Genomic DNA, 24252 nt, shown 5'->3' with positions numbered 1-24252 from the left:
TGACTGTTCATCGTTACCAAAAACATAGGATTTATCATTTCGAAATCCAAATGATTACCGATGTAATATAAAGTAAAATAATTAGAATATTTTGTTATATATGATTGGATTTTTGTGAAGAATAAAAAGCGTTAAAGTATATAGAAATTTAAGGAGTAGACATACCTCGAGAAGCTTGTCGTAAAATTAAGCCAATAAAGCGAAAAATTAAGATATTATATCTTTTAGAAATTTTATAAACTATAGTTTTGCAGAAAACTCTTGGGTAAATGTGTTACCATAAAAACCCACTGTGCATTATGCAACGAAGTCCACGATAGCATCTTTATCCAAGACAATTTCATGCTGTTCCGCTTCTGGTGCGGAATCAGCGAATACAAGTTTTCCCAAGGCATACTTTCTCAAACAATACCGTAGCTTGGAAAAACTTAACTCTGATACCCAAGGGGTATCCCCTGTATCGGAAGTAATATTTAACCATTTGCACTTGCCATACTTTATAAGTACAATTTTACCAATATTATAGGCGATACCAACAGTGTGTAAAAATCGTAATACAGGTAATAAGCTGTGGTGTTGGTATTCTCCAAAACCGAGATACTGCTTAACATCGCGTATTGCCAATTCTATTGAAAAACGGGAACCGTATATTTCAATAATCTGGGCAGCAGTGAGGGTTGTATCTGTACTGATTAATGCCATTAGCTTACCTTTATTAGTATGGAGCACTACCGTACGAACCTTTTTGGATAACTTGAGCATGCAAACATCGGCTACAGCAATTTCTATAGTTTGAATTTTGCCGTAAAGCTGTACAGTAACAATTTCATGTTCGGTAAGATTCCAAAGTTCACGAACTTTAATTTGTTTGCCATATTTGGGCTTACGACCCCTTTTTTTCTGCGATTGCGGTTCAGGGTCTAAACGTGCTACAGCATCAGCTCTTAATTTAGTAACAACATCAATGCCTTGGTCAAGCAATGGCTGAATAAAAGGTTTGTTTGCAAAGTATGCATCTTCTACGGTACGTAGTTTATGACCGCTTTGTAATACCCATTGATTTAACTGGAGTATTTGAGCATGTGCAACATCCCAGATTTTTAATGGTTCTGCTTGGCCTGATTGATTACATTTCCATTGGCTCTTTGCAAGCTTTCCTGTAACGAGTTTAAAGGAAATAAGGAAGCTAATATATTGGTTTTTGAAAAAGCCTGTAATACCAAGTACTCCCCAGTGATGTCCTATAATATATTCACCAGCATCAGCATTACCGCTGTGGTTATCCCATTTTTGAATGCCGATTACTTTCTTAGAATCTTTTGCATTCAAAGTAGTATCAAAGCAGGCTTGAATCTTACCATGTACCATGAGTTCATTTGGGAACAAGTTCAGAAGCAGCAAAAACATTTTTCTTATAACTTCTGTATAATCCCATTTATACTCCGTAAAGAACCTACACCAACTAGATACGTCTTTACGAAAGAAAAAGCAATGCCGATACAGCTTTCTGGTAGTTTTCTTGCCTGGAACCACAAGTAGGCACCATATATAGCAAATAAAATAATTATAAGTTTTTATGCATTTAAAGCATTCTTTTGGAAATAATAGTAACTGGATTATTTCCATAGGAATGTAGATAGTCATTGCAGAATCGCTCCTTTTTAAGGGATTGGGCCGGTGCCCTGCAATATCTATATTCCTATTTTATTGTGCTTTTATGCTGGTAATTGATGCATGTAATTTAAAAAGTGCAAAACTATAGTTATAAAAATAAGTTTTCATATTAATGATAAGCTAGGAAAGAGAGAGTAACCAGCTATGCTGTCGCCGGTAAAAAAGGAAGATGTACGATATATTAAGATGGATATTACACCATTTGGAATCAATTATATACATCGCTCCCACCCTTGGACTGCACTTTGGTGGTCTGCTGCCCTGCCTGGGTTTGGGCATATGCATTTGGGTGCCTATATAAGAGGACTGATGTTCATGATAGGGGAAATCCTTATCAATCTGGAAGGGCACCTTAACCTGGCAATTTTCTATACTTTTACTGGAAACTTTGAAAAGGCCAATCACGTTCTAAATGAACGTTGGTCTTTGTTTTATGCAGGTATTTGGGTTTTTGCCCTATATGATGTATGGCGATTGACCATAGAGATGAATGGAATATGTGAGTTGGAAGAAGCACAAGAAAAGAGATTTTTTAAGAGGATGAGTATATCGCCGCTTTCTATCACTAAGCTAGACCAGGGTAATCCTTTACTTGCTGCCTTTTTTTCTGCTGTAATGGGTGGCGCAGGGCAGATCTATAATGGTCAGTTTATCAAAGGGTTTATCTTGGTAGGATGGGTGATGACGGTTAATTATTATGCGCAAATAAACCATTTGATTTCTAAGTTTATTTCAGGGAAAGAGATTTACTTACAAAGCATAAATTGGCAATGGCTGCTTTTTTTTCCATCTATCTTTGTGTTTTGTATATGGGATAGTTATGTATCCGCCGTGGAAATCAATAAATTACTTGTAGAAGAACAACGCTATCATTTTGGAAAAAAGAAAGGTTTTCATGTTGTTAGTGAAGAAAGGAGTTACCCTATGTATCTATTAGGAACATCTAAACAAGGTACCAACCTGGAACTTATTGTTAATTCTCTAAAAACTCACGGTCTGAATAAATATGAAATTATTTTTTTAGACCGGCTAAATAATGCAAAGAAAGAAATCGGAGATAGTATTTGTAAGTCGGATGGCATTAGCAATTTTAACGGTGCCATGTGCGGAGCTATAGTTCTTATGTTATTTGGTACTATGTGGGGAGGGCCCCTTATTCCAGGAGGGCCGGTTGCCATTGGGCTGACAGGCTTTGTGCTAGGCGGGATTTTAGGCTATATTATTGATCGATATGCTGTAGGCTGGGTAAGAGCAAAGCTTAATCGGGACCCCATTAAAGGAAGTAATCCTGTGGATGGGCAAGTATTAATACTGGTAAAGACCGTGAACAAAGATCAATATGATTATATAAAAAGAATGTTTTCCGAAAAAAATATTGTCTTTGTAGGAGAAATAGAACAAGAGGCCCTCCAGGCGCTCGTTTCTTAAAATAGTAATGTAAGGAGCTTTGATAGATGTATGTATAAAAAGATAGGGATATTCATCTTTTCCATGCTATTTATTGTTTCTAATTTAAGCGGATGTGGATTGTATATTGCATCTGAACAGCATCGGAAAATAGACAGTAAAGAAGGAAGAAAGGAACTTCCTAAAGAAGCATATGATATGAAACATGTAGAAGTTCAAAAAAGAAGAGATCTTCTTGATTCCTATAAACTGGATAATGGACTTAAGTCCTTAAATGATTTAGATATTGTAAAAGATGCAAATATTGAAAAAAATAAAATAAAAGTCAGCTTTCTTATTAAAGATATGGAAAATATTTCGAATACCAATAAATCTATGGAAAAAATTATTTGGGAAAATACTTTATTTTTGTATTATACTATTTATGATACTTTTCCTAAAGTTGAAAAGATCAGTTTATCTGCCGATTATTATTTTATTGACCAATATGGAAATCCTTATAAAGAGCAATTATTTATTGCACAAACAAGCAGGAATCAATTAAAGCTCATCAATCGTGATTATTTCCAGCCGGAAATGCTTTCTGAGATTGTGAATTTTTATATGTCTGAATATACTACTGAGAAAGAAACTAAAGCTGAGAAATAGAAGAATGAAAAGATAATTGAAGAAAAGCTTTCTGTTAAAAAAATAGTAATTTATCCCTATCTATCTGTAAAAATATTACTTACTTATTATTGCCTTTTTATAAAAGTCTATACTACTAAAGTTCAATGATTCAAAATCCAGATATACATATACTATTAGAAATTTGCTGTAAAGAAAATTGAAAAAATGCTTATTATATATTAGAATAGTACTAGCTAATAACTGCTGGCGTTTATGAGGATGTATTATGAATGAAGAGAAGTATTATTGAAAAAAGATCTCATAAAAACTTAAATGTGCATAATCAAAAATAATAGGTTATAAGCTAGAAGTTATATTGATGAAAAGGTAGAGTGTAAATGTCGAAGATAAACGAATTAGAAAATCAAGTAAGAAGAAGAAAGACCTTTGCGATTATTTCTCATCCCGATGCAGGGAAAACAACTTTAACAGAAAAACTGCTGCTCTATGGTGGAGCAATACGGTTAGCAGGAACGGTAAAAGGCAGAAAAACGCAAAAGTACGCTGTCTCCGATTGGATGGAGATTGAAAAACAGAGAGGAATTTCGGTCACTTCCAGTGTGATGCAGTTTGACTATAATGATTGCCGCATTAATATCCTGGATACACCGGGGCATCAGGATTTCAGCGAGGATACCTATAGAACATTAGTGGCGGCCGACAGCGCAGTGATGCTGATTGATGGGGCGAAAGGGGTAGAGGAGCAGACGAAAAAACTCTTTCACGTATGTCGGATGAGAGGCATCCCCATCTTTACTTTTGTCAATAAATTGGACAGGTACTGCAAAAATCCATTCGAGCTCATGGATGAGATAGAGGCAACTCTGGGGATTCGTTCTTATCCGATGAACTGGCCTATCGGAGTAGAAGGAAATTTCAAAGGAGTCTATAACCGAAAACTGTCCCAGATCGAACTTTTTCAAAGTGGCGGGCATGGTCAAAAAGTAGTGGAATCCAATATCGGTGAGGTTGAAGATGAAAGATTTAAGGATATATTAGGAGTGCAGTTGTATGAGCAGCTATGCGAAGATATTGCATTACTGGATATTGCGGGTGATGATTTTGATCTGGAGAAAGTGAAGAAGGGAGAATTGACGCCGCTGTTTTTTGGTAGTGCAATGAGTAATTTTGGTGTACAGCCATTTCTTGAAGAATTTTTAAATTTGGCTCCCTCACCTACATCACGTGAATCTACAGTCGGGGCGGTGAATCCTGAAAGTGAATTATTCTCAGGATTTGTATTCAAAATTCAAGCAAATATGAATCCGACTCACAGGGACCGAATTGCCTTCATACGAATTTGTTCAGGTAAGTTTAATAAGGGGATGGAAGTAAACCATGTCCGCTTGAATAAAAATATACGGCTTACACAGCCGCAGCAGTTTTTGGCACAGGATCGGACTATCGTAGAAGAGGCTTATGCGGGAGATATTATCGGGCTTTTTGATCCGGGGATATTTAATATAGGAGATACCTTGTGTGAGGGAAAACAAGCATATAAGTATGAAGGGATTCCTATGTTTCCTGCGGAGCATTTTGCCCTTGTATCCATTAAAGATGCGATGAAGCGAAAACAATTTGTGAAGGGAATATATCAGATTTCGGAAGAAGGGGCCATTCAAATTTTCAAGCAGCTCAATATAGGGGTTGAGGATTTAATTATCGGTGTTGTAGGAATACTTCAGTTTGAAGTGCTGGAATACCGGCTGAAAAATGAATATGGGGTAGATATACGAATACAGAAGCTTCCATATAATTTTGCACGGTGGGTAATACCTAATAAATTTGATAAAGAAATGTTAGGTTACACCGATAGCGCGATATTGATAGAAGACCAGCACCATAGACCGGTAGTGTTATTTAGAGATGAATGGTCATTAAATAGGATTACAGATAAAAACAAGGAAGTAAAGTTTGTAGATATACCGCCTTCAATATCGTAAGGTATGGCAAAAAACTTATTTGTTTACAATATTGGCCTTGATTTTTAAAAATATTTTCTATATAATCATCGTGAGTAAGACAACAAAGCTATTTGGAGGTTATTAATGTGGGAAAAGCGTTGATTATCGGTGCTGGTGGCGTTGCGAATGTTGTGATTCACAAATGCTGCCAAAACCCTGAAGTTTTTGAAGAAATCTGTATAGCCAGCAGAACGGTAGAAAAGTGCGAAGCTATAAAGAATAAATTAGGTGAATGCGCTACAAAAGTACATACTGCCTATGTGGATGCAGACAATACCGAGATGGTCATTGACTTGATAAAGAGCTTTGGACCGGATATTGTAATTAATGTTGCGCTTCCGTATCAGGATTTAACCATTATGGATGCTTGCCTTGCCACAGGTGTTCATTATGTTGACACAGCTAACTATGAGCCGCCCGATACGCCAAAATTTGAGTACAAATGGCAGTGGGCGTATAGAGAGAAATTTGAAAAGGCAGGGATAACCGCCCTTTTGGGAAGCGGCTTTGATCCTGGTGTTACCGGTGTTTTTTGTGCGTATGCCCAGAAACATTACTTTGATGAAATTCATTATATCGATATTCTGGATGCGAATGCAGGGGATCATGGGTATCCCTTCGCGACAAATTTCAATCCGGAAATTAATATTCGCGAAATAACTGCAAAAGGCAGGTACTTTGAGAATGGTCAATGGGTAGAGACCGACCCGCTTTCTGTAAAGGAAGTATATGATTTTCCGGAAATCGGCCCTAAGGATATGTATCTTTTGTATCATGAAGAATTGGAATCACTGGCTGTGAATATCAAAGGGATCAAACGCATAAGATTCTGGATGACTTTTTCCCAGAATTATCTCAATCATTTGCGCGTGTTGCAAAATGTTGGGATGACCTCTATTGAACCTATTATGTATGAAGGCCATGAAGTGATTCCTCTGCAATTTTTGAAAGCTGTTCTTCCTGACCCTGCTTCTCTTGGTCCGAGAACAAAAGGAAAGACAAATATAGGTTGTATCATTCAAGGCGTAAAAGACGGAAAACCAAGAACCTATTATGTTTATAATGTTTGTGTCCATGAAGAGTGTTACGCGGAAGTTGGCTCGCAAGCTATTTCCTATACGACAGGCGTCCCTGCAATGATCGGTGCGATGTTGATCTTAAAAGGAATCTGGAAAAAGCCAGGGGTTTATAATGTGGAAGAATTTAATCCAGATCCGTTTATGGAAGCTTTAAATAAATACGGACTGCCGTGGAAAGAAGACTTTTCTCCAACTTTGGTAGATGAGGTATAGTTATGAATATTGATTTCAGTGCGCTGCCGTCACCATGCTATATTGTTGATGAAAGGCTGCTTAAAAAGAATCTTGAAATACTGCATTCTGTACAGGAACGTACAGGATGCAACATTCTGCTTGCTCAAAAAGGATTTTCCATGTTTTCGGTATATCCTTTAATAGGGAAATATCTAAAAGGTGTGACATCCAGCTCGTTATTTGAAGCTATACTTGGATATGAAGAAATGGGAAAAGAAGTTCATATTTATGCGCCGGCTTATATTGAAGAAGAATTTGATGAAATCCTAAAATATTGTGACCATATTGTCTTTAATTCTTTTGACCAATGGAATAGGTTTAAAGATAAAGTAAAGAATGTACATTCAAAAAAGATAGAATGCGGGATCCGGATCAATCCCGAGTATTCTGAAATAGAGACGCCGATTTATAATCCATGTTATAAGTATTCAAGGTTGGGAGTAACTTTGCCTAATTTCAGACCTGAAGAACTTGGTGGGATTGACGGACTTCATTTCCATACAATGTGCGAGCAGAATTCAGATACCCTTGAACGTACTGTCAAAGTGGTTGACGAAAAATTCGGAGAATTTATTAAAAAGATGAAGTGGCTTAATTTAGGCGGCGGACATCATATTACCCGGCCTGATTATGATATAGAAGCCCTTGTACGTTCCATTTTATATTTCAAGGAAAAGTACTCCATTGATATATACCTGGAACCGGGAGAAGCGATTGCGCTGAATACAGGATACCTGGTTGCGACAGTTCTGGATATAGTTGATAATGGCATGAAAAACGCGATTCTGGATACTTCCGCTGCGTGCCATATGCCTGATGTATTGGAAATGCCCTACAGGCCGAATATTATTGATGCAGGAAAGCCGGATGAATATAAGTATACTTACAGGTTAGGCGGACTTACCTGTCTTGCGGGAGATATTATTGGCGATTATTCTTTTAAGCAGACTTTAAAATCCGGGGACAAGCTTGTCTTTTGCGATATGGCACACTATACAATGGTTAAGAATAATATGTTCAATGGTGTAAACCTTCCTTCAATCGCACTTTATAGTGAGAAAAAGGGAATTAAAGTGATTAAACAGTTCGGTTATGAAGATTATAAATCCCGGTTATCCTGATAAGTCCTTAGAGCAAGCATGTAAAGAAGCGGTTCAGTTTCAAATAAATACAATTTCGATGTATGAAAGATTTTTAGATCAAAGTATTCCTCAAGATGTAAGAAAAGTATTACTAGAGATAAAAGACCAGGCTCAGCAAGATCTACTTGCGTTTAAGCCATAAACGAAAAAAGGCTATCTCAAGCATAGAATTGAATTCTATTTTGAGATAGCTTCTTTATTGGCGAAAAAGATCTAAATGTTCCGAGCAATGCTCCATCGCCTGCAATGAGTGCCTCTATGACAAACGTTTATAATTGATAAACACGGTTAAATGTAAATTTTCAGGAATTACTTTCCGAGCAGGCTAGGTATAAACATAATAATCTCAGGGAAATTAGACATTATGAAGACAATGACCAGCTCCACAATCAAAAACGGTATGATTCTTCGACTAATTTGTTCGATGCTTATATCTGCAACACCACAAGCAACAAACAGATTGACAGCCATTGGAGGAGTGATCATTCCTACTGAGGTATTGATAATCATAATTAGTCCCAGTACGATGGGATCAATACCCAGTTGCATCGCAAGAGGCAATAGAATAGGAGCCACCAGAAGGATAATAGCTTGAGTCTCCAGGAATGTGCCTAAAAATAACAGCATGATATTGATCATAAGAATGATAAGGAATTTGCTATCCGAAATACTCATCATGGCTTGTGTAACTTTTGTGGGTATCTGTGCGCTGGTAACCAGCCATGAGAAAGAAGACGAAGTTGCTATAACAAATAATACTACCGATGTGCTGAGGCCCGCCTTGACGATAACAGGACCCAATCCGCCGATTTTAAGTTCTTTGTAAACGAATATGCTCACTATAAAAGAGTACACTACGGCTACGGCAGCAGCCTCTGTTGGCGTAAACACACCTCCGTAGATACCACCAAGAATAATTACCGGCATTACAAGTGCGAGAATAGCTTCTTTGAAGGCTGAAACAAATGTCCTAATATTTGTAGGATCACACTTTGGCAAGTTCATTTTGATTGCAAAATAATAGATAACCGAAATCAAGCTTAAAGCAATAATGATACCTGGCAAAAATCCTGCCATGAACAATGTTCCGATAGAAACATTGGCGATAACGCCGTAGGTAACCATTGGAATACTGGGGGGGATAATAACGCCCAATGTTCCGCCGGCAGCAGCTACAGCAGCGGCAAAAGGCTTTGGATATCCTGCCTTTACCATGGCTGGAATCATAATGCCCCCGATAGCAGCAACAGTTGCAGGATTTGATCCTGAAATAGCTCCAAAAAACGCGCTGGCAATAACGGTGATAATACCTAAACCTCCAGGAATAGAACCGACGCATGCTTTGGCAAAATTGATCAGCCTGCGGGAAATCCCGCCGCTTTCCATAAGGCCGCCTGCCAGCATGAAAAAGGGTATAGCCATGAATGGAAATGAATCAACTGCTGTAAACATCCGCTGTGCTACCACCAAAGGCGGTGTAGGCATGGTGCCGAAGATAAGTGCGGCAAAAGAAGCTAATCCTAATGCTACACCTATAGGGATATTGATAATCATAAGAAGAAGCAGCGTACCAAACAGAATCAATGACATGAATATCAGCCCCTCCCTTCTGAAGTATTATTTTTTACGGGGAACACACTCTGAATGGTCCGGATGCACATTAACAAAGCACCTGTCGGCATCGCCAGATAAGCAACCCAAATCGGAATTTGGAGAGCTGGTGAAGTTTGTCCTATATTCATTTGATGTATCATAATCTTAAAAGAGAAATAAATTACCATTCCGTTAAAAAGAATCAATATGGCAATTCTTAACTTGCTAAGATATTTTACAACAGATGCAGGCATCAAGCTTACAAAAGCTTCTACTCCCAAATGAGCATTTTTCTTCACAGCCAGACCGGCGCCAATATAAGCCATCCAAATCATGATATATCTTGCAAGTTCTTCAGACCAGGGTATGGCACCTAATTTTAAATAGCGGGTAGCAGTAGCGATGAAAACTATCACGGTCATAATGGGAAAAAGAAAAATTAACAGATATTCTTCAATATTATCCAGAATTTTTTTCATGTTACTCACTCCTTGAGTAGAAAAGGGAGACCCATAACATAGCGATATGGGTCTCCTCCCCACATAGTTATATTATTTATTCATTAAAGCATTAATGACGTCTTCGCCTATTTCTGCCTTGAATTTATCGTATACAGGCTTGGTTGCCTCTTGGAATGCTTTCTTATCAGGAGTAGTAATAGTCATCCCGTTTTGCTTTAATTTCTCTACCAGGTCTTTTTCCATCTTTACGCAATAATCTCTTTGCCAGTCACGAGCTTCTTTTTCCGCTTCAGCAAGTGCTTTCTGCAGTTCCGGAGTCAACTTATTATAGAATGATTGACTGACCATGAAAACAGCCGGTGAGTAGAAATGACCTGTTAAAGCCAAGTTGTTCTGTACTTCATAGAATTTGCTGGTATCAATGATAACAAGCGGATTTTCCTGGCCATCAACTGTTTTCTGCTGTAAAGCTGTAAACAGTTCACCGAATGGCATAGGAACCGGCTGTGCACCCAATACTTTAAAAGTTTCCATATGCACCGGATTTTCCATCAAACGGATTTTCAGACCTGCAACATCTGCAGGAGTATTGATCGCAACTTTACTGTTGGTAATCATTCTGAACCCGTTTTCCCAGAAACCAAGTCCTTTAATGCCCTTGGAATCAAGCGATGCAAGGATATTTTTTCCCATTTCGCCATCCATAGCGGCAAAAGCCGTTTCTCTGTCATTAATTATAAAAGGAAGGTCAAAAACCATAAATTTCTTTGAAAAGTTTGCTAAAGGACCGGTAGAGCTCAAAGTTGCTTCAAGCGTTCCCATAGAGATACCCTCAATGGCATCCCTTTCGCTTCCAAGCTGAGAGCTATGGAACAATTCTACCTTTATTTTGCCTTCTGTCTTTTGGTCCACTATCTCGGCAAATTTTTGCAATCCTTTGTTGTAGTGAGAATCAGGAGCCAGTGTGTGCGCAATACGCATGGTAATTGCTTTTGCCTCTGCTTCTGCCGGCGTGGATGGTTTAGCGGGTGTAGGTTCGGAATTTTTTTGACCACATGCAGCCATAGAAACGGCAACGATAAAAACCATTAGAATACTAAGAAATTTTTTCATCATGTTACCTCCTCATTTTTTCATTTTGATTTTTATTACTACTAGTCTTTGGAAAATTAATATACTTGTTCCTTTCCTCCTTTCCTTATATAATATCTTTTCAATAGACGATGAAGACTTTACCTTAACGTCTTGAAAACAAGTCAAGAATGATTGTGATTAGTTCTTGAAATTAGGAGCATATTTTGCTGCTATTAAAATGGCTTCTATCATACTGGTTTCGCTTGCTAGTCCTTTCCCAGCAATATCCAATGCCGTTCCATGGTCAACTGAAGTCCTTAGAAAGGGTAATCCATTTGTAAGAGCGATGGTTCTCTCAAAATCTAATGTCTTAGTGGCGATATGCCCCTGATCGTGATATAACGATAATACTGAGTTGTAGCGGCCTTGCAAAGCAAGATGAAATACTGAATCGGCGCTTATAGGACCTACAACTTTATATCCCATCCTTTGAGCTTCTTGTACGGCCGGCTCCACATGTATAACTTCTTCATTTCCAAATAATCCATGTTCTCCACTATGTGGATTCAAGCCTGCCACCGCCATAGTTCCATCTTCAATTCCCAATTTTTTCAGCGCCTCTGTGCAGCGGACGATATATTCGATAATCTTTTCCTTTGTAACCAAATTGCATGCTTGTTGAAGAGATACATGCCGTGTTAGGAAGAAAACACGCATATTCCTAACCTCAAACATGGTAAGGGGATCGGTTGTATTGGTTAAACCGGCAAGTATTTCAGTATGTCCAATATAATCAATATTTGCAGCTTTTAAAGATTCTTTATTAATAGGTGTTGTTGCAATAGCATCAATTTCTCTTGACATAGCCATTTCTACTGATTTATTGATATAATCGAATGCTGCCTGTCCTCCTAAAGCTTGTATTTCACCTATCTTAAGATTGCTGATGTCAACATTTTTCAGATCTATTAAGTCAATGGTTCCAAGTTCATATGTTCCTTCTTCCGCTTTTTGAATAGAATGAATATTCAAAGATAATCCGCAAAACTTCAAAGCCTGTAAAACAACATCCTTATCTCCTATTACTAAGGGTCTACACGTTTGGTATACTTCAGTTTTTGATAGCGATTTTACAACGATTTCGGGTCCTATTCCGGCGGGATCCCCAAGAGGTATCCCAATAATTGGTCTGATCATAAATTCTCCTCCTGTTACAATAAATGCTTTATTCTACGCTAAGCTGCTCTTTTAAATAATGTATACATTGTTTCATACCATCTTTATCGCCAATCATCCCCCCTTTTGTCACCATTTTTAGGTTGCTGAATTCCCCTCCTATTAATTTGCCGAAGGCAACAATCGGAATGATTTCTTTGCAAAGCGACATTCCTAATGAATGGAATCTTTTACACACAGCAATGGTTACATCCCCGCCGCTAGTAAAAATTCCTTGGAAATCTGGATTTTCTTTTATAATTCTATAGGATATTTCTGCTATTCCCTGATTTATTCTTGCCGACAATTCTTCTTCTGCGACATTCTGTTCTTTTGCAATAGACTTAAGGTCCAGTCTGAACTCCGGGTAAATAGAGTTGGTTACCACACAAAATACATCACCTTTGTTTTTATGAGAGTTAACTTCCTTTACTACTCTGGAAATTTCATTCTCTTTTTGTTCATCCAAAAGTAATAATTTATCAGTGTTTATATAAAACTTAAATCCGGAATAGGTCTTGAATACTTCGTCAATCTGAATTTTACTCAAATTGGTAACACTACCGATCGACATTAGGATTTTCTTATTTCTTAAAGACTGCTTTGATGTTAGAATGATTTTTGCAGCTGCCTCAGTCAACGGACCGGGATCTGCAGTTATATAAGGTATACCGCTGCGTTGTGCTGCTTCAGCTATTGTATCCAAATCATCTGCATGGAGAGCATCAAAAATCAGTATTCGAGCGCCTTCTTTCACACACTTCAGTATTTCCTTTTTCAACGCTTCCGAGCCTTGATAGATGGTATCAAGGTATATGGACTTAACAATATATTTGGATTGCTTGCGAACAAGCGTTTCGACTACTGAAGTAGAGATAGGGTTCAGTGGATCTCTGGCCGCATCGGTATTTTGAAGCATCATTCCGTTTACCAGTAGATATCCTCCTACTACCGTTCTTCCTGCTTGAGGAAAACTCGGAGTAACGATAGCTATCCGGTCTTCTCCTAGTGCATCCAGCATTGCGTCTATTTCAGTGCCTAAATTTCCTCTACATGTGCTATCAATTCTTTTGTTGAATAATTTCACAGGAAAAGACTTGAATAATGAGACGGCACTAAAAACTCTGTGATATGCTATCTCTTCTTTTTGAGCCCTGCTGTCGGTCGGATAAACGATTGCATCAAATTGGGTTAAAATATCAAGATTGACTTTTTCCGTATTCATTAACGATGCGGTTTTAAGTTTTAACTTCTCTAATAAAACCCCTGTACCGTTACCGCCAGTCAAGTCATCGGCTATTACAACGTATTCCGGCATACATTTTCCCCCTTCGTTAAGTTACATTGATAACATCAATATTCATTTTGCTCAAGACTATTTGTTCATCTTTTGAAAAATGTCTATCTGTAACTAAGACATTAAATTTTTCCAGTGAGCATATTTTCACAAATGCTTCTTTTCCAAACTTGCTGCTATCGGCTAGTAATACACATTGAGAGGTACACGCCATTATTTTTTTCTTTAGTGTTGCCTTTTCAAAAGTAGGAGTACAAATATTCCAATCACTACTAATAGATGATGTACCAACAAATGCAATATCTACGCGGATATTTGAAATAAATGCTTCGGTTTCAGTACCAAGGGCCCCTGCTGTTTCTTTCTGAATCTCGCCTCCTGCAATAAATACTCTTATATCCGATTGATATAGTTCCAAAGCGATTTTCAAATCATTGGTTACAACGGTGATATCTTTTTTTTGTTTAAGTAAAACTGCCAATTCATAAGTAGTTGTGCCGATATCAAGAAAAATGGCATCCCCATCATTAACAAGTTGATAGGCAGCTTGGGCAATTTTTTGTTTTTGTTCATGATTGTTCATTTTTTTGATATCATACAGCTGCTCTTTTTGAAGGGGGTTTCTTAATGTAGCTCCTCCATGACTTCTGTATGCCAAGTTTTGACTTTCCAGCTTGGTTAAGTCTCTGCGGATAGTCATAGGAGTAACGTTCAACTCGTCTGCCAAATCTTCTACTTTTACTACGCCTTTTGACCTCAATATCTCAAGAATAATAGCTTCACGTTGTGCCGGAATCATTTCATCACCTTCTCACGTTTGTTTTTGTTATTATATTTGTTTTGTTTTTATCATTTTTTATCGTTTTTGTTATATTAATTATAGCATGGTTGTTCATATGTGTCAATAAATATTCAATAATAAAGCAACATTTTGTGTGTTATTCCTAATAAGTATATGTGGAAGAATATTATGAAGGACGGTTCTCTTTGGTGGACATTTTTTTATAATAATATATAAGTTCCATATTAATCTGTTCTATGATCGTCACTGTTGAAGAATTGAAACAAGCAAAGAAGATGCTGTACGAAAGGAATATTAAATATGATAAAGATATTGAAGTAGGAATCATGGTTGAGACACCTGCCGCTGCTGTAATGACAAAAGATCTTGCGAAAGAAGTTGATTTTTTCAGTATAGGTACCAATGATTTAATACAATATATGACTGCTTCCGACCGATTAAATGTGAAAGTTCAGAATTTGTATGATACCTGTAATATTGCGGTATTAAGAATGGTTCAACAGATTATAGAAGCGGGTCACTCAGAGAACATACGGGTTGGAATTTGCAGTGAAATGGCTTCCGATTATAAAATGGTTCCGATCCTTGTTGGAATGGAATTGAAAAATTGAGTATGGTAGCAAGCAGTATCGTGATGACGAAATATATCGTCAGAAGTATTTCTAAAAATGAAATGCAGAAAGAAGTAGAGAAAATACTAAGCTACTCGAGTATTGACCAAGCAAGAAAGCATATAGAACATATATATGAGAAAATTTCAAAGTAATAGCATTTTTTAATATGCGTATTTCAAACCGTAACAGCAGACCTCTAATTATCTGTAAAATGATATTAGAGGTCTGCTTCTTGTTTTCAGGAGATACCTTGCACAAAAGATTTAGAAGATAACAAATAAATATGATTTTTTTCTTGCTTTAGATAAATGATAGTAGTAAAATATGAGTGAGTACTCACTTTGAGATATTATTTCGTTAAGCTGTCTTGATAAAGTTTCATAAGAAAAGGAGGAAAAGGAATGGATATATCAAGGTACCAGGCTGACAATCTGTCAGAGAAAGAAAAACGGATATTAGACGCTGCGGCAAAGATATTTTCCCAAAAAGGCTTTAGCGCTGCTACAACCAATGAGATTGCAAAAGAAGCCGGGATTGCCGAAGGGACTATTTTTAGATATTTCCGCACAAAAAAAGATCTACTCCACGGCGTATTCGTTCAAATTGCAAACATTATGGCCGATAAAATTGCACTTCCATCTTTAGAAAAGATACTGGCCGATGATAGCGCCAAAGATGCGAGAGAAATTATTAAAGAAATTGTTAATGACCGTATTCAAATTGCCGAAAATAACTTTCCGATTTTGAAAGTAATGTTTTCTGAAGTGTTGATTCATGATGATGCAAGACAAATCCTTACAGATAAAATCGTTACTCGACTAATACCGGCCTTTGATAGATTTTATACACGTAAAGTGGAACAGGGCGTGTTCAGGCCAATGAAATCTGCAATCGTATTAAGAGCTTTTACCGGAAATATTATTATGCTGGTTGTTCAAAAGAATATGTTTAGTGATAAGATGCCCATTGATAATCTAAATGAAGAAATTGAGGTTTTAATTGATATTTTACTTCATGGAATTTCAATGGATAAAAAATAGTATTATTTTTTAGGGGGGACCCATATGAAGACAGGATGGAGTTCGGAGTTTGGAGCTTGGAGAAAAGAATTAAAGAATATGTGTAAAATCAGTTGCATATTGCTGGCAGGACTTATGATTCTAGCGGGATGTTCCGAAAAATCTGAAAGTCTGATTTTTAGCGGCACCATAGAAGCAACCGAGGTGGATGTGAATTCTGAAATCAGCGGAAAAGTAGTAGAGGTTTTAAAGGATGAGGGAAGCAGCGTATCAAAAGATGAAATGCTTGCATCGGTGGATTCTTCTGCGGTAGCACTACAAGTACAAAGTGCAGAAGCAGCACTAAAAGCAGCCCAAGCAAAACTGGAAGAGCTGCAGGCAGGTTCAAGGGGAGAAGAGATAAAACAGGCGGAAGCGGCAGTAAAAGCTGCAAAGGCAAAACTGGATGAATTACGGGCAGGCAGCAGGGATGAAGAAATCAGTAAGGCACAAGCGTCTTATCTGCAGGCTGAGGAAGCGGTCAATACAGCGCAGAGAAATTATGATTATAGAATCAAAAATTTAGAAAAATATCAAGAGTTGGAGGGAAGTGGCGGTGTTTCAGAGCAGCAGGTTGATGATGCGCAAAACCTTGCAGACTCGGCATATCAGCAGCTGGTCAATGCGAAAGCCCAGTTGGAAATCGCCAAAGAACAGGTTCAACTTTTGAAAAATGGTGCCACAGAAGAGAGTATTCGAGCTGCGCAAGCGAGCTATGAGCAAGCGATTGCGAAATTGGAGCTTGTAGAAAACGGTGCAACAGCTCAAACCATCACACAAGCAGAGGCGAGTGTGGAGCAAGCCCAGGCAACACTGGATACAGCAAAACTGCAATTGGATAAATACCGGATAAAATCCCCGGTTGAAGGCGTATTGTTATATAAGGATATTGAGCTAGGGCAGTATGTATCTCCAGGAACCATCATTGGGACGGTTCAAACCGTGGATTCCTACTGGATAAAGATTTATGTACCGCAAAAGTATAATGGAAAGGTGGCATTGCATCAAAAGGTAAGAGTCACCACATCATCACTTTCGGGAGAAAATATTGATGGAACGGTGATCTTTAAGTCTCCAAGAGCGGAATTTACGCCTAAGAACGTAGAAACCACCGAGTCAAAGGAAGAAAATACGGTTATCGCCGTTAAAATTCGCGTAGATAGTCATACTGATAAATTAAGTCCCGGTATGACAGCCAATGTGTATATAGATTGAAGGTGATTTTATGGACTATGCAATCGAAGTAAATGGCTTGACTAAAAAGTTTGATAAGTTTACTGCTGTTAATAATATAAGTTTTTCAATCGAGAGGGGAAAAATCTTCGGATTTCTGGGGCCAAACGGCTCAGGGAAGTCTACCACCATCAGGATGCTGTGTGGAGTGCTTACCCCTACCTCAGGGACGGCGAAGGTGGCAGGATATGATATCGAAACGGATACAGAGATGGTTCGGCAGAATATCGGCTATATGTCACAGCGGTTCGGTCTTTATGAAGATCTAACAGTAGAAGAGAATCTGGATTTCTACGGGGGCGTATATTCGGTGCCCAAAGAAATTCGTGACCAGCGTAAAAAAGAACTCATTGCGATGGCGAATCTGGAGGGAAAAGAAAAGAGTCTGGCAGGAACCCTGTCAGGTGGGTGGAAACAAAGGCTCGCTCTGGGATGCGCTTTGATACATAAGCCCAATATACTTGTACTCGATGAACCAACAGGCGGTGTTGACCCTGTATCCCGGCGGACTTTCTGGGAAATCATCCATATACTCTCCAAACAAGGCATTACGGTGCTAGTTACAACCCATTATATGGATGAGGCGGAAAGCTGTGATGTGGTTGGTTTTATTTTCAATAGTAATCTGATGGATATCGCTCCGCCAAAGGAGATTATTAAAAAGTACGGTGCTAGAAATCTTGAAGATGTATTTATCTCCATGGTTGAGACAGTAACCAATAAGAAGGTGATTTCTTCCTATAACGAGATGAAGTTTATCCATCAAGATGAATAGGAGGCGATTTACATGAAGAAAAATAAAGTACCTTTTAACTTCCAAAGATTTATTGCCATTATAAAAAAAGAATTCATTCAGATTCGAAGAGACCCGTTCAGTATGAGGGCGCCCATTGGTATGACCATCATGATGATGGTGCTGTTTGGTTATGCTGTCAATACGGAGGTCGACCATATTGCTACCGCTGTTTTTGATCAAAGTAAAACACAGCAAAGCAGAGAATATATTGATAAATTTGAAAGCACTCAGTATTTTGTTACAAAATATTCGGTATCAAGCGAGGATGAGCTCACTGCGCTATTGGATAGCGGCAGGGTGAAAGCAGGCATCATGATTCCTGCGGATTTTGCGACAGATCTCAAGCAAAATAAAAGTGCTCAGCCATTGCTGGTGATTGATGGAACTGATCCTACGCTGGCCAGGACTGCTTTAAATAGCGGTGTTCTCATTTCCAATCATTATTCGGTGGATTTACGGGAAAAGTTCCTCAATGCAAAAGGAATGACGGACATGAAAGCACCGGGGGTAGAGCTTAACACAAAAGTATGGTATAACCCGAATATGGATAATAACAAGTTTACCATACCGGGACTGGTAGGCTTAATACTGCAAAATATTACTGTAATGCTTACGGCTTTTGCAATGGTTCGAGAAAAAGAAAGAGGAACCATTGAACAATTGATTGTTACCCCTATTAAATCCACCGAATTGATCCTGGCAAAACTTATTCCTTATATTATGATCGGTTATGGCGCATTTTTGCTGGCATTAGGGATATGCCGCTGGTGGTTCAAGGTTCAGATATTAGGCAATGTTTTTTTACTGCTGCTGCTAGGCGCGTTATTTGTCATTTGTGCTCTTGCCATAGGAATGTTGATTTCTACATTCGCAAGAAATCAATCACAAGCGATGCAGCTTACAATGATTATCATTTTGCCAAGTGTATTGCTTTCGGGATTTGTATTTCCGCTTGAAGCAGTTCCGGTGTGGATTCGCCCTATCAGCTTTCTGATTCCGCTTTCCTATTTCATGCAGATTGATAGGGGAATCATTTTGAAGGGAATAGAAATGAATTATTTATGGCAGGACACCCTTGCGTTGGTCGTCTTTCTCACTATTATTCTTACTACGGCAATAAAGAGATTTAAAAAGAGTTTGGATTAATATGAAAATGATTACAAAAAGCTTCATAGTTGCTGGTAACTATGAAGCTTTTAAACGAAATACTGTGTGCTAAGCAGAAGATCAATCAGCTTTGCCTTTTCTGCTACAACTTCAGCGGATTCTTTTTTCACCGAATCATCTTCTTCAATATCAAAGCCGTATGCCCAGAGCTCCCAGATGAATTTGCCAATAGCAGGATATTTTTCTTTATACAATGCCAGTTGGTTTATGAAGTTACTGATTTGTTTAGATTCTATATAATTATTTTCTTTTAGCCGTATATACTTATTTACGTCGGTCAAAAATACTATCTCTTGGGCTAACTGAAGTCTTATATTTGGCGAGGATTTATTCAATTTTATAAAGTTATTAAGGTTTTTGCAGAACTGCCTATACATGAAATCTCTCCTTAAATAATTTAAGATTTTTTACAAATTTGCTCCATATATGTAGATATTATACCATATTATGATGATAGATAAAAAGCTATTTCCCATATCCATAGTATTATGATACAATAAGGCAGTATGCAAAATGTAAAGGATGGATAAGAAATGATTAATGTAATAAATGTCAGCTTGCGTTATGGAGAAAGAAAACTATTTGAGGATGTAAATATAAAATTCACCATAGGAAACTGTTATGGGGTTATTGGTGCGAATGGTGCCGGAAAATCTACCTTTTTAAAAATCTTATACGGTGAAATAGAACCCAATACAGGTGAAGTCGTGATAGATCCGGGTATGAGAATATCCGTACTGAAACAGGACCACTATCAATATGATCAATATGAGGTTATGGAAACAGTCATCATGGGTAATTTAAGACTATATGAAATTATGAAAGAAAAGGAAGCGCTGTATGCCAAAGAGGATTTCAGCGATGAAGACGGTATAAAGGCTTCGGAGCTGGAAGGCGAATTTGCGGAGCTTAACGGATGGGAAGCCGAATCGGATGCGTCCATTCTCCTTCAAGGTCTCGGAATAGATACGACATTACATTATAGGAAGATGAGTGAGCTTACCGGAGCTGAAAAGGTGAAAGTATTGCTTGCCCAGGCGTTATTTGGTAAGCCGGGTATTCTGATCATGGATGAGCCTACCAACCACCTTGATATCAAAGCTATTAATTGGTTGGAAGAGTTTTTAATAGATTTTGAAGGAACTGTCATTATCGTTTCCCATGACAGGCACTTTTTAAATAAAGTATGCACACATATGGCAGACGTTGATTTCGGGAAAATAAAGCTTTATGTAGGCAACTATGATTTTTGGTATGAATCCAGCCAGCTAGCACTGCAATTGGCTAGAGATCAGAACAAGAAAAAGGAAGAAAAGATAAAGGAACTTCAGGAGTTTATTGCACGCTTTAGTGCGAATGCTTCGAAATCGAAACAAGCGACTTCAAGGAAAAAGCTGCTGGAAAAAATCACGCTTGACGATATTCAGCCATCTTCCCGTAAATATCCGTTTGTAGGTTTCAAACCCAACAGGGAAGTAGGAAATGATATCTTAAGGGTTGATAGTATATCAAAAACCATAGAGGGAACCAAGCTTTTAAATAATGTTTCCTTTACGGTGGCAAAAGAAGACAAGATCGTGTTTTTAGGCGATGAGAATGCGATCACGGCACTATTTAAAATATTAAATGGGGAAATGGAAGCGGATGCGGGAGAATATAAATGGGGTGTGACTATAACAAAGTCATATTTTCCGAAGGATAATTCCCAGTATTTTAATGATTGTGAATTAAACCTTGTTGATTGGCTGCGCCAATTTTCCGAAGAGAAGAGTGAAAGTTATCTCAGAGGGTTCTTGGGGAGAATGCTGTTTTCAGGTGAAGAACCATTAAAGGAAGTACAAGTGCTTTCAGGTGGTGAGAAGGTTCGTTGCATGCTTTCGAAAATGATGTTAAGCGGTGCAAATGTGCTGATGCTTGATCACCCAACCAACCATTTGGACCTCGAATCTATTACTGCGCTCAATAATGGACTGGTAGATTATAAAAGCAATATTTTATTTGCTTCTCACGACCACCAGTTTATTCAAACCATAGCCAATCGGATCATAGAAATAACGGAAGATGGAGTTATGGATAAGAGAATGAGTTATGATGAGTATTTAGAATTTAAAGAACTTTAGGATTAACTTTTTCTATATGTCAAGCATGAGAACAGTCCCTGCCGTTGGTCAGTTTTTTCCATAACAGAGGGACTGTTCGAAACCACTGATAAAGTTGCAATTTTCTGAGAAGAAGAAATCAGACTAGGGGACTGGTCTGCTGTCAGGCCTGATTTTTGGCCGGACTGCGGCCCTGTCCCCTAGTGTGATTTCTGGACAATTAGGCACTGTTTCAACAGCCTCCGATTGTTCGCATGTTTGATCAAAAAAACATATAAATTATGGTATAATAAGTAAAGACTAGATATGAGAGGAAGATAAGTATATGGGAAAAATTTTGGTGCTCGCTGAGAAACCTTCGGTTGGACGTGATATTGCGAAAGTATTGAACTGCCGTCAAAACGGCAATGGATATATTGAAGGGCCAAAATATATCGTTACATGGGCTTTAGGACATTTGGTCACATTGGCTGATCCTGAAATGTATCATAAAAAATATAAAACATGGAACTTGGAAGACTTGCCGATGATTCCTAAAAAAATGGATTTGGTGATTATCAAGCAAACCGCCAAGCAGTTTGGGATCGTTAGAGGGTTGATGAAGCGGAACGATATAGAGGAAATGGTCATTGCTACAGACTCAGGGAGAGAGGGAGAGCTGGTTGCACGATGGATTATAGAAAAGGCGGGTTTCCGAAAACCAATAAGGCGCTTATGGATTTCTTCACAAACAGATAAAGCTATACGTGAAGGCTTTAATAATTTGAAGCCTTCACGGCAGTATGATAAGCTGTATATGTCAGCGCAATGCCGTGCAGAGGCGGATTGGTTGGTGGGCTTAAATGTTACCAGGGCTTTAACTTGTAAATATAACGCACAGCTTTCGGCAGGAAGAGTACAAACGCCTACTCTAGCAATGATCGTACATCGTGAAGAGGAAATAAAAAAGTTTAATCCAAAAGATTTTTGGACTGTTCATGCAAAAGTAAACGGATTTACTATTCAATGGCAAGACCGTTCCACTGGGCAGACACGTATTTTGAACAAAGATAAGGCTGATGAAATCATAAGAAAGATTAGCGGGCAGACAGGAGAAGTTATAGATGTAAAAAAAGATGCGAAGCAGGATCTACCTCCGCTTGCTTATGACCTCACGGAGCTGCAGAGGGATGCCAATCGTAGATATGGGTATTCAGCAAAACAGACCCTATCCATTATGCAGCGGTTGTATGAAACACATAAACTTGTAACCTATCCCAGAACCGATTCAAAATATATTACGGATGATATTGTGCCTACATTGCCTGAACGCTTAAAAAGTATAGCAATAGGTCCATATACTACCTTGGTAAGAGATGTATTAAAAAGTAAGTTAAGAGTAACCAAAAGGTTTATGGATAATAGTAAGGTTACAGATCATCATGCCATTATTCCAACCGAGCAATATGTAGATTTAAGCTCTTTAAACTCAGAAGAGCGTAATATTTATGATTTGATTGTGAAACGGTTTATAGCAGTGTTAAATCCACCTTTTGAATACGAGCAGACAACGGTCAAAGTGAATGCCGGCGGGGAAAACTTCTATGCAAAGGGAAAAATCATTAAGGCAAAAGGATGGAAGGCTGTATATGACGGGTATACCGAGGAAGAAGATGATGAAGGTGAAGAGAAGGATCAATCTCTTCCAAAGCTGCAAAAAGGTGAGAAACTGAAAATTCTTTCTACTAATCTGGTAAATGGAAAAACAAAGCCGCCGGCTCGATATACAGAAGCGACACTGTTGTCTGCTATGGAGCATCCGGGTAAGTTTATTGATGATAAAGCTTTACGGGAAACACTTGAGAATACCAGTGGACTTGGGACACCGGCAACCCGGGCGGATATTATCGAAAAGCTGTTTAACACCTTTTGTATCGAAAGGCGGGGAAAAGAGATTTACCCGACATCCAAAGGAATTCAGCTTGTAGAGTTGGTGCCGGAAGATATCAAATCTCCGGAACTGACGGCTGAGTGGGAGCAGCAGCTATCCGAAATCAGCAGGGGTAAAATAGAGGCTGCGGGATTTATTAACAATATCAGAGGTTATGCCAGCAAGCTGGTTTCTTCTGTAATAACCAGTTCAGCGTCATTTAAGCATGATAATATGACGAGAGAACGATGTCCTGATTGTGGGAAATATCTTTTAGACGTGAAGGGCAAGAAAGGCAAAATGCTGGTGTGTCCCGACCGTGAGTGCGGATACCGGAAAGGTGTATCGCAGGTATCCAATGCACGGTGCCCGCAATGTCATAAAAAGATGGAAATTAGAGGAGAAGGAGAGAACAAGCTGTTTACCTGCTCTTGTGGTTACCGTGAGAAGCTTTCCACATTTAATAAGCGAAAGAGTGAACAAAAGGGAAGTATGGATAAGAATCAAGTGAATCGCTACCTGAAAAATCAGAGCATAGAACAACCTATTAACTCTGCACTAGCTGACGCACTGGCAAAATTGAAAAAGTGATTCATCCCGTGCAAAATTTTATAGGCAACATAAATGTAGGGGTGGCTAGTGGCCGTCCGTATTGTTATTCCATGGCGTTCAAGGATGATTTCGAAGATTAACCAATAAGTATTAAAAACAAAAACGTGATGTTCATATTGAGCATCACGTTAAATTTTAGTTTAAGTATATCTG

Annotated in this window: 21 protein-coding genes; 13 read left to right on the top strand and 8 right to left on the bottom strand. The window is 38.3% G+C overall.

The window, feature by feature from the left end; translation table 11 throughout:
• Nucleotides 1-297: 297 nt before the first annotated feature.
• Nucleotides 298-1626 (bottom strand): transposase, encoded by a 1329-nt coding sequence (locus QKW49_RS13115; protein WP_282868035.1) that lies wholly within the window; start codon nt 1624-1626, stop codon nt 298-300.
• Nucleotides 1627-1818: 192 nt separating this feature from the next.
• On the opposite strand from QKW49_RS13115, the gene QKW49_RS13110 reads away from it, so the two are divergent.
• The 5 genes from QKW49_RS13110 to nspC all read left to right on the top strand — a co-directional run bounded on the left by QKW49_RS13110 (nt 1819) and on the right by nspC (nt 8148).
• Nucleotides 1819-3102, top strand: coding sequence for a hypothetical protein (locus QKW49_RS13110; RefSeq protein WP_282868019.1), 1284 nt, complete (start codon nt 1819-1821; stop codon nt 3100-3102).
• A 30-nt stretch (nt 3103-3132) separates the two neighbouring features.
• Nucleotides 3133-3729, top strand: coding sequence for a hypothetical protein (locus QKW49_RS13105; protein WP_282868018.1), 597 nt, complete (start codon nt 3133-3135; stop codon nt 3727-3729).
• Nucleotides 3730-4088: 359 nt separating this feature from the next.
• Entirely contained in the window at nt 4089-5693 is a 1605-nt protein-coding gene (locus QKW49_RS13100) for a peptide chain release factor 3 (protein ID WP_282868017.1), read from the top strand.
• Nucleotides 5694-5800: 107 nt separating this feature from the next.
• Nucleotides 5801-7006: a saccharopine dehydrogenase family protein gene (locus tag QKW49_RS13095; RefSeq protein WP_282868016.1), complete on the top strand. Its 1206-nt coding sequence runs from the start codon at nt 5801-5803 to the stop codon at nt 7004-7006.
• 2 nt (nt 7007-7008) lie between these two features.
• Nucleotides 7009-8148: a carboxynorspermidine decarboxylase gene (gene nspC, locus QKW49_RS13090; protein ID WP_282868015.1), complete on the top strand. Its 1140-nt coding sequence runs from the start codon at nt 7009-7011 to the stop codon at nt 8146-8148.
• Between the two features lie 330 nt (nt 8149-8478).
• Here the strand turns inward: nspC and QKW49_RS13085 are convergent, their stop codons facing one another.
• The 6 genes from QKW49_RS13085 to QKW49_RS13060 all read right to left on the bottom strand — a co-directional run bounded on the left by QKW49_RS13085 (nt 8479) and on the right by QKW49_RS13060 (nt 14608).
• Complete coding sequence (locus tag QKW49_RS13085) at nt 8479-9759, bottom strand: TRAP transporter large permease (protein ID WP_282868014.1); 1281 nt, start codon at nt 9757-9759, stop codon at nt 8479-8481.
• Between the two features lie 5 nt (nt 9760-9764).
• Nucleotides 9765-10241: a TRAP transporter small permease gene (locus QKW49_RS13080; RefSeq protein WP_282868013.1), complete on the bottom strand. Its 477-nt coding sequence runs from the start codon at nt 10239-10241 to the stop codon at nt 9765-9767.
• A 72-nt stretch (nt 10242-10313) separates the two neighbouring features.
• A complete protein-coding gene (locus QKW49_RS13075; protein ID WP_282868012.1) occupies nt 10314-11336 on the bottom strand; it encodes a TRAP transporter substrate-binding protein in 1023 nt (340 codons plus the stop codon).
• Nucleotides 11337-11495: 159 nt separating this feature from the next.
• Nucleotides 11496-12494 carry a 4-hydroxythreonine-4-phosphate dehydrogenase PdxA gene (gene pdxA / locus QKW49_RS13070; protein WP_282868011.1) on the bottom strand — a complete coding sequence of 333 codons (999 nt, stop codon included), beginning with the start codon at nt 12492-12494 and terminating at the stop codon, nt 11496-11498.
• 28 nt (nt 12495-12522) lie between these two features.
• Nucleotides 12523-13830: a four-carbon acid sugar kinase family protein gene (locus tag QKW49_RS13065; protein WP_282868010.1), complete on the bottom strand. Its 1308-nt coding sequence runs from the start codon at nt 13828-13830 to the stop codon at nt 12523-12525.
• A 16-nt stretch (nt 13831-13846) separates the two neighbouring features.
• Nucleotides 13847-14608 (bottom strand): DeoR/GlpR family DNA-binding transcription regulator, encoded by a 762-nt coding sequence (locus tag QKW49_RS13060; protein WP_282868009.1) that lies wholly within the window; start codon nt 14606-14608, stop codon nt 13847-13849.
• A 239-nt stretch (nt 14609-14847) separates the two neighbouring features.
• Between QKW49_RS13060 and QKW49_RS13055 the strand changes: the two genes are divergently transcribed.
• From QKW49_RS13055 to QKW49_RS13030, 6 genes are all read left to right on the top strand, one after another.
• On the top strand, nt 14848-15222 hold the full coding sequence (locus QKW49_RS13055; protein WP_282868008.1) for a putative PEP-binding protein: 375 nt from the start codon (nt 14848-14850) through the stop codon (nt 15220-15222).
• Nucleotides 15219-15377 (top strand): hypothetical protein, encoded by a 159-nt coding sequence (locus QKW49_RS13050; protein ID WP_282868007.1) that lies wholly within the window; start codon nt 15219-15221, stop codon nt 15375-15377. The genes QKW49_RS13055 and QKW49_RS13050 overlap by 4 nt, the downstream gene beginning before the upstream one ends.
• A gap of 249 nt (nt 15378-15626) precedes the next feature.
• Complete coding sequence (locus tag QKW49_RS13045; protein WP_282868006.1) at nt 15627-16265, top strand: TetR/AcrR family transcriptional regulator; 639 nt, start codon at nt 15627-15629, stop codon at nt 16263-16265.
• A 24-nt stretch (nt 16266-16289) separates the two neighbouring features.
• Nucleotides 16290-17498 carry an HlyD family efflux transporter periplasmic adaptor subunit gene (locus QKW49_RS13040; protein WP_282868005.1) on the top strand — a complete coding sequence of 403 codons (1209 nt, stop codon included), beginning with the start codon at nt 16290-16292 and terminating at the stop codon, nt 17496-17498.
• Between the two features lie 10 nt (nt 17499-17508).
• Entirely contained in the window at nt 17509-18291 is a 783-nt protein-coding gene (locus tag QKW49_RS13035; RefSeq protein ID WP_282868004.1) for an ABC transporter ATP-binding protein, read from the top strand.
• 12 nt (nt 18292-18303) lie between these two features.
• Nucleotides 18304-19458, top strand: a complete 1155-nt coding sequence (locus tag QKW49_RS13030; RefSeq protein WP_282868003.1) for an ABC transporter permease — start codon at nt 18304-18306, stop codon at nt 19456-19458.
• 50 nt (nt 19459-19508) lie between these two features.
• Here the strand turns inward: QKW49_RS13030 and QKW49_RS13025 are convergent, their stop codons facing one another.
• Entirely contained in the window at nt 19509-19856 is a 348-nt protein-coding gene (locus QKW49_RS13025) for a hypothetical protein (protein WP_282868002.1), read from the bottom strand.
• Between the two features lie 156 nt (nt 19857-20012).
• Between QKW49_RS13025 and QKW49_RS13020 the strand changes: the two genes are divergently transcribed.
• On the top strand, nt 20013-21599 hold the full coding sequence (locus QKW49_RS13020) for an ATP-binding cassette domain-containing protein (RefSeq protein WP_282868001.1): 1587 nt from the start codon (nt 20013-20015) through the stop codon (nt 21597-21599).
• Nucleotides 21600-21903: 304 nt separating this feature from the next.
• Nucleotides 21904-24078 carry a DNA topoisomerase III gene (locus QKW49_RS13015; RefSeq protein WP_282867999.1) on the top strand — a complete coding sequence of 725 codons (2175 nt, stop codon included), beginning with the start codon at nt 21904-21906 and terminating at the stop codon, nt 24076-24078.
• The last annotated feature ends 174 nt before the right edge of the window (nt 24079-24252 follow it).

Source organism: Petroclostridium sp. X23 (assembly GCF_030013905.1).
Classification (GTDB): Bacteria; Bacillota; Clostridia; order SK-Y3; family SK-Y3; genus X23.
The sequence above is the reverse complement of the archived record's forward strand: the minus strand, read 5'-3'. Positions and strand labels throughout refer to the sequence as shown.